This window comes from Desnuesiella massiliensis, assembly GCF_001403615.1.
Classification (GTDB): domain Bacteria; phylum Bacillota; class Clostridia; order Clostridiales; family Clostridiaceae; genus Desnuesiella; species Desnuesiella massiliensis.
In genome coordinates this window covers 542,344-558,715 of record NZ_LN879454.1, presented here as the reverse complement: position 1 = coordinate 558,715, position 16,372 = coordinate 542,344, and the positions used below count along the sequence as shown (strand labels likewise).

At 31.5% G+C, this 16,372-nt stretch carries 16 protein-coding genes; 3 read left to right on the top strand and 13 right to left on the bottom strand.

Annotation, left to right across the window (positions count from 1 at the left end; all coding sequences use genetic code 11):
• Positions 1-40 precede the first annotated feature (40 nt).
• The 3 genes from arcA to BN2665_RS06310 form a co-directional block, all read right to left on the bottom strand.
• Positions 41-1,264, bottom strand: a complete 1,224-nt coding sequence (gene arcA, locus BN2665_RS06320; protein ID WP_055666264.1) for an arginine deiminase — start codon at positions 1,262-1,264, stop codon at positions 41-43.
• Between the two features lie 66 nt (positions 1,265-1,330).
• Positions 1,331-2,308: a phosphotransferase family protein gene (locus BN2665_RS06315; protein ID WP_055666263.1), complete on the bottom strand. Its 978-nt coding sequence runs from the start codon at positions 2,306-2,308 to the stop codon at positions 1,331-1,333.
• 201 nt (positions 2,309-2,509) lie between these two features.
• Positions 2,510-2,980: a hypothetical protein gene (locus BN2665_RS06310; RefSeq protein WP_055666262.1), complete on the bottom strand. Its 471-nt coding sequence runs from the start codon at positions 2,978-2,980 to the stop codon at positions 2,510-2,512.
• A gap of 113 nt (positions 2,981-3,093) precedes the next feature.
• Here BN2665_RS06310 and rihC point away from each other — a divergent pair, with 113 nt between their 5' ends.
• Positions 3,094-4,014: a ribonucleoside hydrolase RihC gene (gene rihC, locus BN2665_RS06305; protein ID WP_055666261.1), complete on the top strand. Its 921-nt coding sequence runs from the start codon at positions 3,094-3,096 to the stop codon at positions 4,012-4,014.
• A 387-nt stretch (positions 4,015-4,401) separates the two neighbouring features.
• Here rihC and BN2665_RS06300 read toward each other — a convergent pair whose 3' ends face one another.
• From BN2665_RS06300 to BN2665_RS06260, 9 genes are all read right to left on the bottom strand, one after another.
• On the bottom strand, positions 4,402-4,863 hold the full coding sequence (locus BN2665_RS06300) for a hypothetical protein (protein ID WP_055666260.1): 462 nt from the start codon (positions 4,861-4,863) through the stop codon (positions 4,402-4,404).
• 31 nt (positions 4,864-4,894) lie between these two features.
• Positions 4,895-5,434, bottom strand: coding sequence for a hypothetical protein (locus BN2665_RS06295; protein WP_055666259.1), 540 nt, complete (start codon positions 5,432-5,434; stop codon positions 4,895-4,897).
• Between the two features lie 190 nt (positions 5,435-5,624).
• On the bottom strand, positions 5,625-6,119 hold the full coding sequence (locus BN2665_RS06290) for a hypothetical protein (RefSeq protein ID WP_055666258.1): 495 nt from the start codon (positions 6,117-6,119) through the stop codon (positions 5,625-5,627).
• Between the two features lie 33 nt (positions 6,120-6,152).
• The gene (locus tag BN2665_RS06285; RefSeq protein ID WP_055666257.1) at positions 6,153-6,383 is read right to left on the bottom strand and encodes a hypothetical protein; all 231 of its coding nucleotides are present in this window, start codon (positions 6,381-6,383) and stop codon (positions 6,153-6,155) included.
• A 158-nt stretch (positions 6,384-6,541) separates the two neighbouring features.
• The gene (locus BN2665_RS06280; RefSeq protein ID WP_055666256.1) at positions 6,542-7,096 is read right to left on the bottom strand and encodes a DUF4179 domain-containing protein; all 555 of its coding nucleotides are present in this window, start codon (positions 7,094-7,096) and stop codon (positions 6,542-6,544) included.
• A complete protein-coding gene (locus BN2665_RS06275; protein ID WP_055666255.1) occupies positions 7,074-7,688 on the bottom strand; it encodes an RNA polymerase sigma factor in 615 nt (204 codons plus the stop codon). Before BN2665_RS06275 ends, BN2665_RS06280 begins: the two co-directional genes overlap by 23 nt.
• A gap of 119 nt (positions 7,689-7,807) precedes the next feature.
• Positions 7,808-8,950 (bottom strand): pyridoxal-phosphate-dependent aminotransferase family protein, encoded by a 1,143-nt coding sequence (locus tag BN2665_RS06270; RefSeq protein ID WP_055666254.1) that lies wholly within the window; start codon positions 8,948-8,950, stop codon positions 7,808-7,810.
• Positions 8,951-9,033: 83 nt separating this feature from the next.
• Positions 9,034-9,744 (bottom strand): DUF1361 domain-containing protein, encoded by a 711-nt coding sequence (locus BN2665_RS06265; protein ID WP_055666253.1) that lies wholly within the window; start codon positions 9,742-9,744, stop codon positions 9,034-9,036.
• Between the two features lie 107 nt (positions 9,745-9,851).
• Entirely contained in the window at positions 9,852-11,564 is a 1,713-nt protein-coding gene (locus BN2665_RS06260; protein WP_055666252.1) for a methyl-accepting chemotaxis protein, read from the bottom strand.
• Between the two features lie 362 nt (positions 11,565-11,926).
• Between BN2665_RS06260 and cls the strand changes: the two genes are divergently transcribed.
• Both cls and BN2665_RS06250 read left to right on the top strand, forming a co-directional pair.
• Positions 11,927-13,357: a cardiolipin synthase gene (gene cls, locus BN2665_RS06255; RefSeq protein ID WP_055666389.1), complete on the top strand. Its 1,431-nt coding sequence runs from the start codon at positions 11,927-11,929 to the stop codon at positions 13,355-13,357.
• A 35-nt stretch (positions 13,358-13,392) separates the two neighbouring features.
• Positions 13,393-13,749 carry a VOC family protein gene (locus BN2665_RS06250; RefSeq protein ID WP_055666251.1) on the top strand — a complete coding sequence of 119 codons (357 nt, stop codon included), beginning with the start codon at positions 13,393-13,395 and terminating at the stop codon, positions 13,747-13,749.
• Between the two features lie 115 nt (positions 13,750-13,864).
• On the opposite strand, the gene BN2665_RS06245 is transcribed toward BN2665_RS06250, so the two are convergent.
• Positions 13,865-16,237 carry a bifunctional diguanylate cyclase/phosphodiesterase gene (locus BN2665_RS06245; RefSeq protein ID WP_055666250.1) on the bottom strand — a complete coding sequence of 791 codons (2,373 nt, stop codon included), beginning with the start codon at positions 16,235-16,237 and terminating at the stop codon, positions 13,865-13,867.
• Positions 16,238-16,372 lie beyond the last annotated feature (135 nt).

Genomic DNA, 16,372 nt, shown 5'->3' with positions numbered 1-16,372 from the left:
ACAATTAATTGGTTGTTCAACAGATCTTTTTATCCTATTATCATATATTATCTCTAACTAAAGGCATGCTCATGCATCTTGGGCCTCCACGTCCTCTAGACAATTCGTAAGATTCAAACTCTAGGACCTCTATTTTATTTTTCCTTAAGGCTTCGTTGGTTATATGATTACGATTATAACAAACAACTTTTCCTGGGGATATGGCCAGGGTATTACTTCCATCATTCCACTGCTCTCTTCTAGCCGCAATTGAATCGCCACCCCCACATCTTATTAAATTTACCGCCTCTAATTTTAGATGTTTCTTTAATATATTAGGCAGATCATCTTTTTCATATTTAATGATAATACCATTATTTTTCCCCATAGTAATACTATACACATCTAAAGGCTCTTCGATACCTGGGTATATGGTGAACTGATCATAATCCACCATGGTAAATACCGTATCTAAGTGCATATAAGCTCTTGCCTTTGGAATATCAAAAGCTAATACAGTTTCAAAGCATTGTTCAGTGCTTAAAAGCTTATAGGCTAATCTTTCAATGGCCGTTGGATCCGTTCTGTCGCTAATACCTACAGCTAAAACCTTGTCAGAAAGAACTAGAATATCTCCGCCTTCAATGGGGTGAGTTTTATCTCGGTTATACCATCTAGGTACATCTTTAAATCTAGGATGATATTTAAAAATATATTTTGCAAATATAGTTTCCCTATTTCTGGTCTCATTTGCCATAACATTTAAAGAAATTCCTTTTCCTATAGAGGCAAAAGGATCTCTTTGAAAATACATATTAGGAATGGGATCAAGGTAAAATGGATAGGGATCTCTAATCATATCACCTAAAGCTTTAGGTTTAATATGTCTAAGCTCTTCCTTTCTCAACCCTGCTATACATTTTTTTATAAAGTCCTTTGGAGTATAGGAGCTAAAAAACTCTATTATTGCCTCTTGAAGCCCTTGTGTAACAACTTTCCCTTCTTCCATGAATTCCTTCAAAAATTCATTCCTTACTTCTGAATTCTCTAAAACCTCTGCCATTAAATCAGTAAGATAGATAACCTCTACCCCTTCATCTCTAAGGATACCAGCAAATTGGTTATGTTCCTTACGGGCTTGATCTAAATAAGCAATTTCATCAAATAAAAGTCTTCTTAGGTAATCCGGAACTATGTTTTCTATCTCTTCCCCGGGGCAATGAAGGAGAACAGATTGTAATTTCCCAATTTCACTATAGACAAAAATACTATGGTTTGAAGACATGTTATTCATCCTTTCCACGTGAACTCTAGCCTATAGTTTATCCTTATTAAAGTTTCCTTATTCCCCTTACTTGAATGCTTTTATTTCCTTCAACTCATTTAAAGCCCAGCCCTTACAATTCATATACTCTATTTCATTATCATATTGAACTTTATTTACATAGGAATTTAAAAAGCTTAATATAAGAGCATATGCTTTTCTGCGCAGCCTACCCTCTGGCGACATATCCAGCTCTCTATTATATCCCCTCATAAAGCTAGGATTATTTGACCATAGAACAAATTCATACTCCCTGTGTCCATACAGAGCACGATCTGCATCTATAATAGCTGCAATATCCCAGCTGTTCCCCACCGGCTTTACAATAATATTAGGTTCCCATAAATCATTATGAATTAAACTAGGCTCTTCCTTTATATCAAACAGCTTAATATTATTATGGAAAAAATCATTAAATTTCTTTATATAGCTTTCTTCAAACACATTGTTATTGTACGCTTTTACAGAAATTTCGTCGGTAAATACCTTAATAAATTCTCCCCAGCTTTTAAATCCATTTTCTGAATTTTTCTCACTAATCCATCCAAAGCTTGATGCTTTTATTTCATGCATCTTAGATGTACAGGCTCCAAGATCAAATTGAATCTTTTCTCTATATTCCTCAGGAAATAATGGACTACTTAGTGGGATACCTTCAACATATTCTAAAAGTATATATTCTCTAGATATCACTTCACAAGTATTATCATATTTAATTACTCTAGAGGTGGGAACTCCTTTATCCTGCAATAATTTATATATGTTTTCCTCTCTACTCATCATAGTTTTTTCAAAATCAATAAGTAGTTCTTGGTTTATTGGCGCAATACGCAGTACCAGTTTCTTTAGCGGTTTTCCTATATTGACCAAATAGGTGGTATTAAATAGACCCCCTTTTAATTCTCTAAAAGAAATAACTATGGTATCTAAGTCAAAACTATCTTTTACAATTTTCTCTATGCTATGTTTACTTATGGTTTGATATATTTTAGATTTATTACTCATAACCCTTTCCTCCTAATATTAGTCTTCCTATAATACAAGTTTAGCTAAAATATAGGAGTAAATCATCCTCATGAAAAATATAAATGAAAAAAGTACACAATATTTTGATTTTTTTCATTTCCTTATAATTTTGGTTAAACATAAAATTTTATAAGCTTATGTTAGAGTTAGCATATCTAGACATTAGTTGAAAAGCCTCCATCACTCCTGTTCTTTATAGTTTATTGCTAACGCCATAACTAAAGCAGGTAAAATCATAAACATAATACAAACAATTAGCTGCTTTAAGCTTGCTATCTTATATCTGGGCACATAAGGATAGAAATAAATGAATGCCCCAACATCTAAAATTGAAAAGTTTGAATTAGCATTAAAGCTCCTTATATTTAATAATACAAATATTATTCCTAATAAACTCACCCAGCTCACAGACTTAATATTTTGTATAAAGCTTCCCTGCCTCTTCAAAAACCTCCTAGCCAAGCAATAGTATATAAATAAGAATATTATTATTTTAAAGGCATTGCCAGACTTCTCATATATAGCTCTTGCTATAAGCTCCTCCTGAGAACTAACCTTTGCAGAAGAATGATAGGCTAACATAAAGTCCATACAAAAAAATATAGGCATCATTACAAAATATATAATTAATGCTTTTAAATTATTTTTCAACATACCTTCTCCTTTCTTAGCAAAAGACTTTAAAAGTATAGTAGGTTTGACTTTGATGTTCTGATATAGTTAAAATATAATAAATTATAAAAATAAACTTTTGGAGGTAACAGATGAGTAATAAAACAAAAATTATACTTGACACAGATCCTGGTATTGATGATGCTGTAGCCATTGCCATAGCTTTATTTAGTGAGGAAATAGATGTAAAACTCATAACCACAGTGGCCGGAAATGTATCCATAGATAAAACCACTAAAAATGCTTTAAACCTAACAAGCTTTTTCAATAAAAAGGTTCCGGTAGCTCAAGGAGCTCATAAACCTTTAATAAGACCTTTAGAAGATGGCAGCAGCATCCATGGCCATTCCGGTTTAGATGGCTATGAATTTAAAGATAGTAAAGAAAATCTTTCTGAAAAAAATGCTGTAGAAGCCATGAAGGAGGTTATCCTAGACAGTACTGAACCTATTACCCTAGTTCCCGTAGGGCCTTTAACCAATATCGCTCTATTGCTTACTCTATATCCTCAGTGTAAGAATAATATTGAAAGAATAGTACTAATGGGCGGCTCTGCTTCAGGAGGCAATAGAACCCCTGCAGCAGAATATAATATTTTCGCTGACCCTGAAGCGGCAAAAATTGTTTTCGAAGCTGGGTTAAAAATTGTTATGTGTGGCTTGGACGTTACCAATAAGGCCGTCATAACTAAGGAGGATATGGAGGAGATAAAGGCACTAAACAAAACTGGTGAAATGCTATATTCTCTTTTTAAACACTATAGAAGCGGCAGTATAGAAACGGGCTTAAGAATGCATGACTCCTGCGCCATAGCCTATTTATTAAAACCAGAACTTTTTCAAACTAAGGATTGCTTTGTGACTGTAGAAACCTTAGGAGAGTATACTTTTGGTGAAACTATTGTAGATATAAATAATGTGTATAAAAAAGAGCCTAATGCTTCAGTATGCTTGAACATAAATGTTGATGGTTTCAGAAGATGGCTTATTGACTCCTTAAGAAAGGGGATTTAATCTAAGTTACGAAGTAATTTTTACTAAAAAGGTGGTTTTGTGCTTTTTAAATGCACAGTTCACAATTCACAATGAAGGAAATTTTTTCTCCGCTAACGCTACGAAAAATTTGGAATTTATAAAGCGTGGCTAATGCTTAGCCACGGCTTTTCTTCAAAATACAATCATAGATTTTTGATAAAGAAAAGGACTTCTTTAGTCAGATATTGATTCTTCATATCTACCAGTTCTTCCATCTCTTAAGCCTTACATTCATACCCTTTGACTTTTAAATTCTTTATTTTTATTAGATAAATATATAGCTTCTAATGTAGCACAAAGTACCAGATATACTACTTCAATAATCCATGTTATAAACTCCTTCATGTCCCGCTTTCAATTATAATCCTATTGATAATTGATATAACTATAAGTATATGACCTTTCATATTTATAAAAACTAGTTATGATGGTATATCCAAGCAATACTTCTATTGCTTTATCCATGTGGGAAAACTGTGCTTGTAGATATATAATACTATTACCAAATAAGCTTAATATAGGCTGAAGATTGAAAAAAGATATTAACGGAGCTAAAACGCAAATCATTAAAGGAAGTCCCAGTATTATTAATTTATTAACTCTCACTTTCCATAGGCCTGATTTATTAAACTCCCCATAAAGATAGCTTATTCCTACAAGAAATCCTAATACTATAAATACTACTTTTGACCACAGAGCATAGGGCAAAATGTTAAAGGTTCTTTGAGCCTTATCTTCTAAGCTTACTAAAAATTTATTGCTTATAAGCATATAGCCTACTAAGACTATTGCATGAATAAAGGTTTTTAACCAAGAATTTTTTCTCATAATTATTACTCCTTAATCCTACTGATTTTCATCATTTTCTTCCTAACTCGCTGACTATATCAATCCATTGTTCTAATTTATAATATATGTTGCCATCCTTCACATAGGAATATTTCTTATGAACTTCTTCAATGCCGTTTAAATGATGGCTTAATTTATTTAAAAATTTTATATTCTCTTCCTTTAATAATATTTTACTTTCATAGCTTTCGCTCTTAATCTCTTTTATATATCTCGTAATATCGGAATATATAAAAGCATAGTTTTGAAAATTTCCTACTTCATTTCTGCTTCTATACTTATTAGCTAAACCTCTAAGATCAAAGGCATGAATCATTACTTCTTTATATAAATCATCTATTTCTCTTAACTGCAGCTTATTAGTTTCTCCCTTATCTACAATGGTACTTATTAGTAAATTCAATCCACCAGAACTCACAAATACTTGGGACAAATCATACTGAACCTTATCCTTTATTATACCTTTATATTTATTGTTGTTATAAAATTGTAAGCAATTCAATAATATGCTCATAGCTAGAATTACAATAAATATTTTTTTATATTTCACCTTCCATCCTCCTTATGAATTACTCTCTTTTTTTATAAATGCCCCTGTAAATATAGAAGCTCCAAAGAAAATTATAAACTTCCAAAGGTATTTTATTTCTTCAATAGCATAGGATTTTATATTGTGATTTAATAATAGAATCTCACCTAGTAAGGTTAACTCCATCCCCAACAAAATCAAGGAAGTTCTATCATAATTGATAAGCACTATTTTTAATAAAAAGGTGGTTAAAAATATAGCTAAGCTTGCTAATAGGATATATGCTTTCTATCTTTGTACCGCCTATGGTGCTAAAACTGATCTCTGAATTATAGGTTTTAACCTTTCCTTCTTCTTTATATGTGATTTCTACATTACATATGGCTTGTATATCTCTATAGCTGACCCTAACCTTGCCGTAGGATTCTATATAAGTTCCTTTTTCTTTTCCTTCCTTCACCTTTGAAGCCCATGCAGCTTTTCCCTTTTCAACTTCTAGATTATTTTTATCCTTATAATTAATATAATTAAAGGCTTCTTCGTATCTCTCATTAATTAAACAGTCAAGAAATTTTGCTGTATTTTGTTTTAAAACATACTCATAAACATTTAAGCCAGCATATAAAATAAAAAAAGATATGATTAAAATCAATATAATTATTTTATTTCTTTTTCTTTCTAATAAGTCCATATTATTAACACTCATCTTGTTTCTCCTTCTAGAACATCTTGTGAAAAACTAAATTAATCCTGTTGCAAATAGCGCCAAAGCTGCCAGTGCCAATATCAAAATGATTATAACTTTATTAAGTTTTAATAGTTCATTGTTAATCTTAATTTCTCTAAGTATTTCTTTATTTATATCCAGATTTTCAAAGGTATCGGATCTTATTGATTTTATGTCCTTATTCATATTGTCATTATATTGATATACAAAGACTCCCATTATAATTAAAATAGCAATAAACATTAATAAAATCTCTCCTCTTCTCAAGTCCTTATTTTAAACATTTAACTTTAATTCCATTATAAGTTATATTTGTAAATACTTCTAGTTTTATAATAAAAAAGAGAGCCCTATTCACTCATTTGGACTCTCTTGTCTTTATTTTATATATACTAATCTCTTCATCTGCTTTTAAATTCTGAAGAATTTATGGTATTGGATTTTTCCATAAGAGATTTTTTAAATTCCTCTGTCAATCTAAATGAATCTACTTTTGTTTCAATGTCTACGCCTTCCTTAGACTTTTCAGTAATAGTGGCATCTGGACCTTTGCTTTCAACGGGATTTGCCTTCTGTATGGATAAACCGTTTATATCCACACTTTCTCCCTCTTTTAGTTTATTTATATCTATGGTTACTGAATTTTTCTTAATCTCTTCTTTATCTTTATCATTTAAGCGGAATATATTTATTCCCCAGTTATTAGCAAGCTCTGCTGCAAAGGAACGAAGCTGAGGAGATACTGTCATAGATGCTATAATCAGTGCAAGGGCGCTGCAAGCTATGATAGCTGTACGCTTAAACAATAAGCTATAGCTTCTTGAAAAGCTAACCTTTTTACTTTTATTTATCTCTGTAAATACCTTGTCATACAAATGCGAGGAAGGTTCTATAGAATTACTTTCAGATTCAAGAACACCTTTTATGAGCTTATTAAAATAAGCTTGTTTTTGCATTAAAATCCACCTCTTTTTCATTATTAATTTCACTAAAATATACTTCAACAATTTGATTATGCTCAATTTGCTTCATCAATATTTTTCTTGCAGAATGAAGCCGTGATTTTACTGTTCCCTCAAAACAGCCTACTGCCTTTGCGATTTCTTTAATAGAAAGATCATTGAAATAATATAGTATTACTATGGTTTTCAAGGAAGGCTTTAACTGACTTATAGCTTCATGTACCATTAGCTGAATTTCTTTTGCTTCCATTGCATTATCTAATCCTAAGCTATGCTGTAAAAGCTGTATACCTTTGTCTGATATTTCATCAATGGACAGATTATCTCTTTCTTTTGTTTTCATTCTATAACATAAGTTTGTGAGTATTTTATAAAACCATGCTTTAAAAGCTTGTGGATCCTTAAGCTTACTAATATGCATATAACATTTTATAAAGGTTTCTTGGACTACATCCTCTGCAAGCTCCTTATTGCCGGTTACTAAATAAGCTGTTCTTAGTGCTTGTGAACAATACTTATCATATAAAGTATTAAATGCATTCATATTTCCCTCTTTACAGCTTTCTATTAATTCCCTGTCATCCATCAGTTACCACCTTTCCCTTTGTTTTCTGAGGCCTCTATAATATAGGATACAAAATCAATTAGTTTGGTTCAAATAAAATAAAAAAAGAGTCCTCATATTTTATTGAGAACTCCCTTTTTCTATTTCATATATTCTAAAAAGCTTTCACACATATCTACTTTAGGGTTAAAACCTAGATACTCTAAGGACTTTTGAAGTGCCATTAGCACATAGATTAATTTCTCTAGATTTGCGTTTTCTCCCATATGTCCTATTCTTATGACCTTTCCTTTTAAATAGTCAAAGGACCCTGCTATTAATATATTATATTTATCCATTAAATAGCCCTTTAGCTCCTCCTCGTGAACTTCTTCTGGCAATTCAAATACTGTAACCGTATCTGAATGCCCTTGCTCTATATAAAGCTTTAATCCAGCAGATTCTATAGCTTTTCTGGTGGCTTCGGCTATTTTTTTGTGTCTAGCTATGACATTATCTAGGCCTTCTTTCATGATATTATCTAAAGCTTCTCTTAATCCCATAATATCGCTTATAGGCATAGTATAAGGGAACCATTTATTCTCATAATAATGCTCCCATATAAGAAGATTGCAATAATAAGACGCTATAGGAGTTTTTCTGGCTTTCATGGCATTAAAGGCATCCTTGCTTATGCTTAAGAAGGTTAACCCTGCTGGAGCAGAAAGACATTTTTGTGATCCTCCTAGAGCAATATCTATGTTCCACTCATCCACTTTAAGCTCCACTCCCCCCATGGCTGCTACACTGTCCACTACAGTTAAGATACCCTTGCTCTTTAATAGCGGACAAATTTCAGCTAGGTTATTTAACACTCCTGAAGGGGTATCGCAATGTACTATAGTGGCATATTTAAAATCACTATCCTTTTCTAAGAAAGCTTTAAGCTCCTCCACTGGAATTTCTCTTTTTCTATCACTCCTGTAATAAACAGCTTCTCCTCCATACATGGTGACGAAATCTCCAAAGCCTTCTCCAAAAATGCCATTGTCGATTACTAGAACCCTATCTCCCTTTTCTGTTAAAGAAGCACAGGCTGCTTCTAGTCCTAATATACCTTCTCCGCTTAGTATTCTCACCTCATTTTCTGTGTGAAGAAACTCTCCAAACTTTTCACAGGTTTCTTTATAAAAATCATAAAACTCCAAATCCAAATCTGGATTAGTAGTTTCCATGGCTCTTGCTAATCTTACATTTTCTCTCACTGATGTAGGACCTGGTGTATAAACAAAAGGCGACTTCACAAAAACACTTCCTTTCAAAGAATATCTATTTTTATTATATTACCTTTTGTTATAGATACATAATGTATGCATACACTTTAGACTTACTCTCTTTCCACCAACTCACAAGCCTTTGCTACTAAATAGTTAATTATGTATAATGCCAAGCATAGACTCCCAAAAAGCAAAGTAAAATAAAAGGATTTAAAATGGACATCCTTCTCAATAACCTTGATTATATTATAGGGATTAAAAATTAAATCCCAGCTGTTCCATCTTATAAACCGCCCTAGATATATAGCAAAACCACTTAACATATTAACAATAACTACACCAATCCAAGCTTTTATAGCTCCAAATCTTTTTTCTATTAATCTCTGAGCCATAAATAAGGATAAAAATCCTAGCAAAAATCCTAACCATGCTCCTATAGTAATACTAAAAAGATCCACCCATATGGATAAATCATCATTAAATATATACATTGAAGATACATAGGGCTCATAATGAGGATTTAATATTCTATACTTATTGGTGGCTATATGAATGAAATCAGTAATTATGTAGGCTGCATTAGGATAAAATAATAACCATACCAGGGCTAGTAGAGCACAAATTATGGATATGCCTTTTATATTTCTATATTTCTTCTTTAACTTATAGACCATATTCACTAATTCTAAAGGTATCCATGCTAAAAATACGTTCCATACTAAATAGCTATGGCTCCTATTAGTACCAAAGACAATCCATATAAAAAACACAAGGGTAAATATCCTCAATAAGTTCACTATATTATTAAATCTTTTGCTCATCATATTCTCCTTAAAAAGTTAATAGTTGAAGTTGTTTATCTATAATATATACGAAAAAAATAAAAAAGGAAGTTATCTCCTTTCTAAGAGATTCCTCCTTTTCATTTCTAATCGAGCTTAAATTTTGATATTTCCTTCATTAGATCTTCAGACATAATGTTCTCGTTTTGAACAGCCTTTGATACGTCATTCATAGCTTTTGAGGCCTCTGCTACGTTTTTGTATACTCCATTTACATTTTCAGCATTTTTTTCTGTAGAGGCAGAGAGCTGCTGTATGGATGAAGTTACCTCTAATAGAGTATCATTTATATTTTTCATAAAGCTAGACATATTAATAGTCATATCCAATACTGTATTGGCATCCTTCGAATACTCTTCTCCTACTTTTTCAAAAAGAACATAATCCTTCTTAACCTCTTCACTTAGATATTCTAATATATCTTTAGCATTTTGCTGCATATATAGAAAAGCATTTTCAACCTTACTCACTATAATTTCAATATTGCTCACAGCCTCACTAGACTGTTCCGCCAATTTTCTTACTTCCTCAGCTACTACTACAAAGCCACGACCAGCTTCTCCTGCTCTAGCCGCCTCAATGGAAGCGTTTAAAGCCAGCAGGTTTGTCTGTTCTGAAATTGCCTTTACGGTTTTGGCCATATATTCAATTTCCTTCACTACCTTAGAATTCTCGATGGCTTCCATGATATTTGCAGACTTTAAATCGTAGGTACTATTTAAAATATTAATTGAATAGTTAACCTTATCTTTTAAAGCCTTAGATTTATCAAAGATAGCTTTAGCAGTATGCTCACCTTGCTCTATCTCTGCAACCAATTTCTCTGAATCACCTGCTATATTCACAGAAGCAATACTTGTGTTTTCCATAGAAGCATTTATATTTTGATTTACTTCAGACATAAACTTCATAGAATCTTTTATATTTTCAAGAGTAGCGCTTACTTCTTCCATATTGCTTGAGATCTCTTCTCCATAGGCACTTAACTCTTCCATACCTAAAGATACGTTTTTTACTAGAGAACTAATATCCTCTACGGATTTATTTAAGGAGATTTCTATTTCTCCTATTTCATCTTCATTTAAAACTTCCATTTTAGAAGAGAAATCTCCCTTTCTTAGCTTATATGTATATTTTACTACCTTATTAATTCTACCTCTTATATTAAAACATAATAATATCCCCATAATTGATGTAGCTAAAAAGCAAAGGGCTGCCACTCCTATCATTAAATAAATGGTTTTATTATAAAAAGACTCGCTATCAACTAGCGTTTTGTTGATTTGCTCACTATTAGAATTAATTAATTTATCATTTATCTGCTCTAAGCTTAACTGTGTATTATTAAACCCCCCGTAATAAAATTCCTTCAAAGCTTGTCTATCGCTCTTACCAACAAGCTCCATAATTCTATCTACAGACTTATTATATTTTTCATATAAGGGCTGAAAATCCTCTGAGTATACTTTTTCTTCATCGTCAGAAATAGCTGGTAGTTCATCATATATCTTCATATCATCATTAGATTTCTTTTTGCAATCTGCAATTTCTTGTTTTAGCTTATTAAAATCAACGATTTCAGAATTTATAGCATATAATATACCAGTATTTATCTTTAATATATTATTATAATTAGCATTCAAAGCTTTTACAGACTCTAAATTATTAGTTCCTATGATTCTGCTATTATCATTGACTTTTTTAATTCCTATTATCCCCATAGAGGAAATTATTACCATCATTAAATTAGCCATAATCACACTAAAAATAATTTTTTGAGAAATTTTTAACCTTTTCATAGGCTTGTCACCTCTTGTTTTAAAGTTTTTATATTCCTTTCAAGGAAAGTTTTTATATTTTTTCTTGAAAAGATTTAACATACCAATTATACACCAGGTATTTGCTATAAACACATCTTTTCTGACAAAAAAAATTATTGAAAATTGCATATTTCTATCTTGACAATTAAATTTTCCACAGCTAATTGTTTACTTTTTTAACAAAGCAATATATATATCGCAAAATTTTTAACACCTTCTACTAACATATAATATAATACTTTAATACAATTTGTATAAAAATACATATGAAAAAAATATTTATGTTATCAAAAGTGTAAATTTTAGTTACAATATAAGTGAGGGAGGTGTTCGTAATAAAAATTACATTTCTAAATATATTATATATAGCCTTTGTCATAAACATAATAATTTCTATAACCATTATTGTATTGGAGCGAAAGCAACCAGAGAAGACCATAGCTTGGCTTCTTGTATTTATACTTCTGCCTCCTGTAGGTCTCATTCTCTACATTTTTTTAGGGCGGAACTGGAAGCTTCATAAGCTAAACGAAACCTTATCACAGGAAATCAGAGAACTTATTTATCCTATTATTAAGGATTTAGAAAATAAAGAATATATACCCCTAATCAAACTCTTAGCTAATAACAGTGATTCTCCTCTCTTTATAAATAATCAAATAAAAGTATTTAAAGATGGTACTGAAAAGTTTGAATGTCTTAAGGAAGAATTATTAAAAGCTAAACATCATATACATTTGGAGTATTACATTGTAAAAAGTGACGGTATAGGTAATGAAATAAAAGACATATTAGTTCAGAAATCCTTAGAGGGAGTAAAGATAAGGTTTATCATGGATAGGGTTGGTTCCATAAAAGCTAAAGCTTCCTACATAGAAGAACTTAAAGCTGCTGGAGTGGATGTGGTACAATACTCCTACTTCTTAGCTCCTATTTTAAGAACGATAAATACTCAAATCAACTATAGGAATCATAGAAAAATAGTAGTAATTGATGGAAGAGTTGGTTTTCTTGGAGGTATTAATATAGGAGACGAATACTTGGGAAAAGGCAAGCTTGGTTATTGGAGAGATACTCATTTAATGATTAAGGGAGACTTTGTATTAGGTCTTCAAGCAGTTTTTTTAGATGATTTTATGACCATAGAAAAAGCAAATAATAATTACAGCTTTTATGATAAGGAATTTGAGAAGTATTTTCCTACCCTGCAATATAAGGGCGATAAGACCATGCAGCTAGTAAAAAGTGGTCCAGATTCAGAATTTCCAGCTATTATGCAAGGAATATTAAAAATGATCACTCTAGCAGAACGCAATATATACATAACCACTCCTTATTTTGTTCCTAATGAAAGTATAATGGACGCTTTAAAAATTGCTGCACTAGGTGGAATTGATGTTAGAATCCTGTTTCCTCACCGCCCAGATCATCTTATAGTTTATTACGCCTCACGTACCTATTTAGCGGAATTAGCTAAATGTGGAGCTAAAGTATATACTTATGAAGAGAACTCCTTTATTCATGCTAAAGTTATGACCATAGACAGTAAAATCAGTACTGTAGGTACTGCAAATATGGATAGGCGAAGCTACGAACTTAATTACGAAATAAATGGAGTAATCTACGACGAGGAAGTTACTATGGAATTAGAAAATATGTTTTTTGAAGATTTAAAAGTAAGCAAAACACTAACTGCAGAAGACTTTGAAAACAGCAGCCTTCTAACAAAATTTTTAGAGGCTTTGGCTAGAATGTTTTCTTCTCTGCTGTAATAGCGTCATTAATATAAAATTTAAGGGGGATACTTATGTTTAAAAGAATCGATACGGTATTTTTAGATGTTAAAAATATTAAAAAATCTTTAGATTGGTATACTGAGACCTTAGGCTTGGAAAGTGGTTGGAAGGATATAGAAAGCGGCTATGCTTCTTTAAAGCTTGGAGAAACAGCTTTAACCTTAAGAGAATGCAGAGAAACAGTTTTTAAAGCTAGCGATGCTCCCCACTTCAATTTTTATGTATCAGAGGTTCAACAGATATATGACCAGTTGAAAGAAAAAGGAGTATCTGTGGGAACCTTAGAAATAGACCATGGGGTAACATGGTTTAATTTTAAGGATATCGATGGAAATATGCTAGAGGTTTGCTCTTTTAAAGAAACTTAAATTAAGTAATCTGTTAAAAAAGATTTTTTAAAAAAGCTTATGCTAAATATTTTTAGCAGTAAGCTTTTTTTATCAATAAATCATACTCTATTGTAGGTTTTGTTATTTAGTATAATTACATCATAAAATCCTCATCCCTACACAACATTTCAGTAAAGCTTTTTTCATCCACAGGCCTGCTAAAGATATAGCCCTGAATCTTATCACAGTTTTGATCTTTTATAAATTCAAGTTGCTCTTCTGTTTCTACCCCTTCTGCCACTAGTCCTAAATTCAAATTATTTCCCATGGATACAATGGTAGATATTATAGACTTAGCACTATTATTACTAGCTATATCTCTTACAAAAGATTGATCTATCTTTAAATTATCTATAGGAAATCTTCTAAGATAGCTTAAAGAGGAATAACCTGTTCCAAAATCATCTATAGATATTTTAACTCCTAAAGCCTTTAGCTTTAAGAGCTTCTTTATTTTATCTTCTACATTTCCCATAGCTACACCCTCAGTAATTTCCAGTTCAAGATACTTAGGTTCTAAGCCAGTTTCCGCTATTATTTCAGCTACCATCTCTACAAAATCCTCTTGCTCAAATTGATAAGCAGAAACATTTACCGAGATGCATATAGGTTTGAAACCACAATTTTGCCAATATCTATTTTGTTTGCAAGCCTCTTTTAGTACCCATTTTCCAATAGGCACTATCAAGCCAGTGTCTTCGGCTCTTGGAATAAACTTTCCAGGAGGTATCATACCTAGATCTGGACTCTTCCATCTTATCAGCGCTTCTACTGCCTCTATCTTTCTAGTTTTTAAGGAAATAAAGGGCTGATAGTGTACTATAAACTCATTATTTTCTAAAGCATTATGAAGAAGAGCATCAAGAGTTATCTGTTCCTGTAGTCTATCATTCATTTCTCTATTATAGAATTTAAAACCATCTCCACCAGATTCCTTAACCTTTGATTTTGCAATACCAGCATTTTTTATTATCTCATCTTCACTTTCTCCATCCTCTGGGAATATAGCGATACCTATGCTGGCCGTTATGTAAAACTCCTGATTTTCTACACTCCAAGGCTCTCTAAAAATATCCAATACACTATTAGCAATCTTAGAGCTACTACCTTGAGAACCATAGCCATGCAAGAGTACAAGAAACTCATCTCCAGACATTCTAGAAATCACAACATTTTCTCCAAAATAATCTTTTAACTCTTGTGCTACTTGCTTTAATAATGCATCTCCGCCTGTGTGTCCGTGCATGTCATTAACATTTTTAAACTTATCTATAGCAATATAAAATACTGTAAGCTTTTCTCCTGCTTCTTTACCATGGCCAATTTCTACCCTTAATCTATCTAAAAAAGAGTTTCTATTTAATAATCCAGTAAGTGGATCATAATAAGTCATATTGCTTACTTTTTTCATCATCATATTAAAGCTTTTTGCAGCTCTTCCTATTTCATTTTCTTCTGTTTCATCAGCAGTAATGGTTAAATCTCCTGTGGCTGCTTGATTAAAAACATTTGTTAAATTTACTATAGGTACAGAAATTGTTCGAGCAACAAACTTTGATGAGATAATACCTAATATCACCACCGCTAATCCTAAAAATCCTAATTTAATTAATAGCTGAATAATTGGGCTATTTAAATAGTAGGAAGACCTAACTAATATAAGCTTCCAATCTTGAGTATTAGGAATATCGTAAAAATAAGCGATTTTTTTCTCATCACCCTTGCCATAGGTAACATTTCCCTTATGAGAATTTAATATTTTCAAGGATTGCTTTGTTAAATCTTCAGGTATATTAGATGAAAATACTGATATATTTTCGTTAAAAATCATAATCCCATTTGGGTGAATCACTATATTACCTTTATTATCAATAACATAGACGTAGCTTTTTTCTCCTTCAATATCAAAAGTCTTAATAAAATCATAAAGTTTTGTTGTATCTATACCTATTAGAAAAACCCCGACTATTTCTTCTCCATTTTTTATTGGCGCCGCTGAAACTATTACTTTTTTACCTGTAAGCTTAGAAATTAAGGGTTCTGAAAGGGCATAATATCCATCTATAGCTTTTTTGAAATAATCCCTATCGCTTATATTTAAAATATCATCAGAAATATTTGTTCTATAATTGCCATCCTTATCTGCTATTCCTAAAAGATAATACTCTTCATCCTTTTGAGATATCTCCTTTTTTAGATATGGTTTTATATTAGTCCAATCCATAGTTTTAATTATAGGATTATCCGCATAAATTTTGCTTTCATTTATTCTCTCTTCAAACCAGGTTCCAATTAAATTAGAATAAGCTTCAGTGTTTCTTATACTATCCTTAGTAATGGTGCTTTCTAAAATATTACGAGATAGGAGGCTGCTAATTAGAACAAAAGCAATGGAGAGTACTAATATCAACGAAATAACCATTATGGTTATCTTGCTATTTATACTTTTTGTTTTTGGTCCTCTCATAAAATTCCTCCTAACTAAATTTATCCCTATGGTAAACTTAAACATCTTTAGTATACCTTAAATATTTTATTCTACTTTTAATAAAATTTCTACATAATATTACATATTTTTCTGTTAAATTATATTATTTTTTTA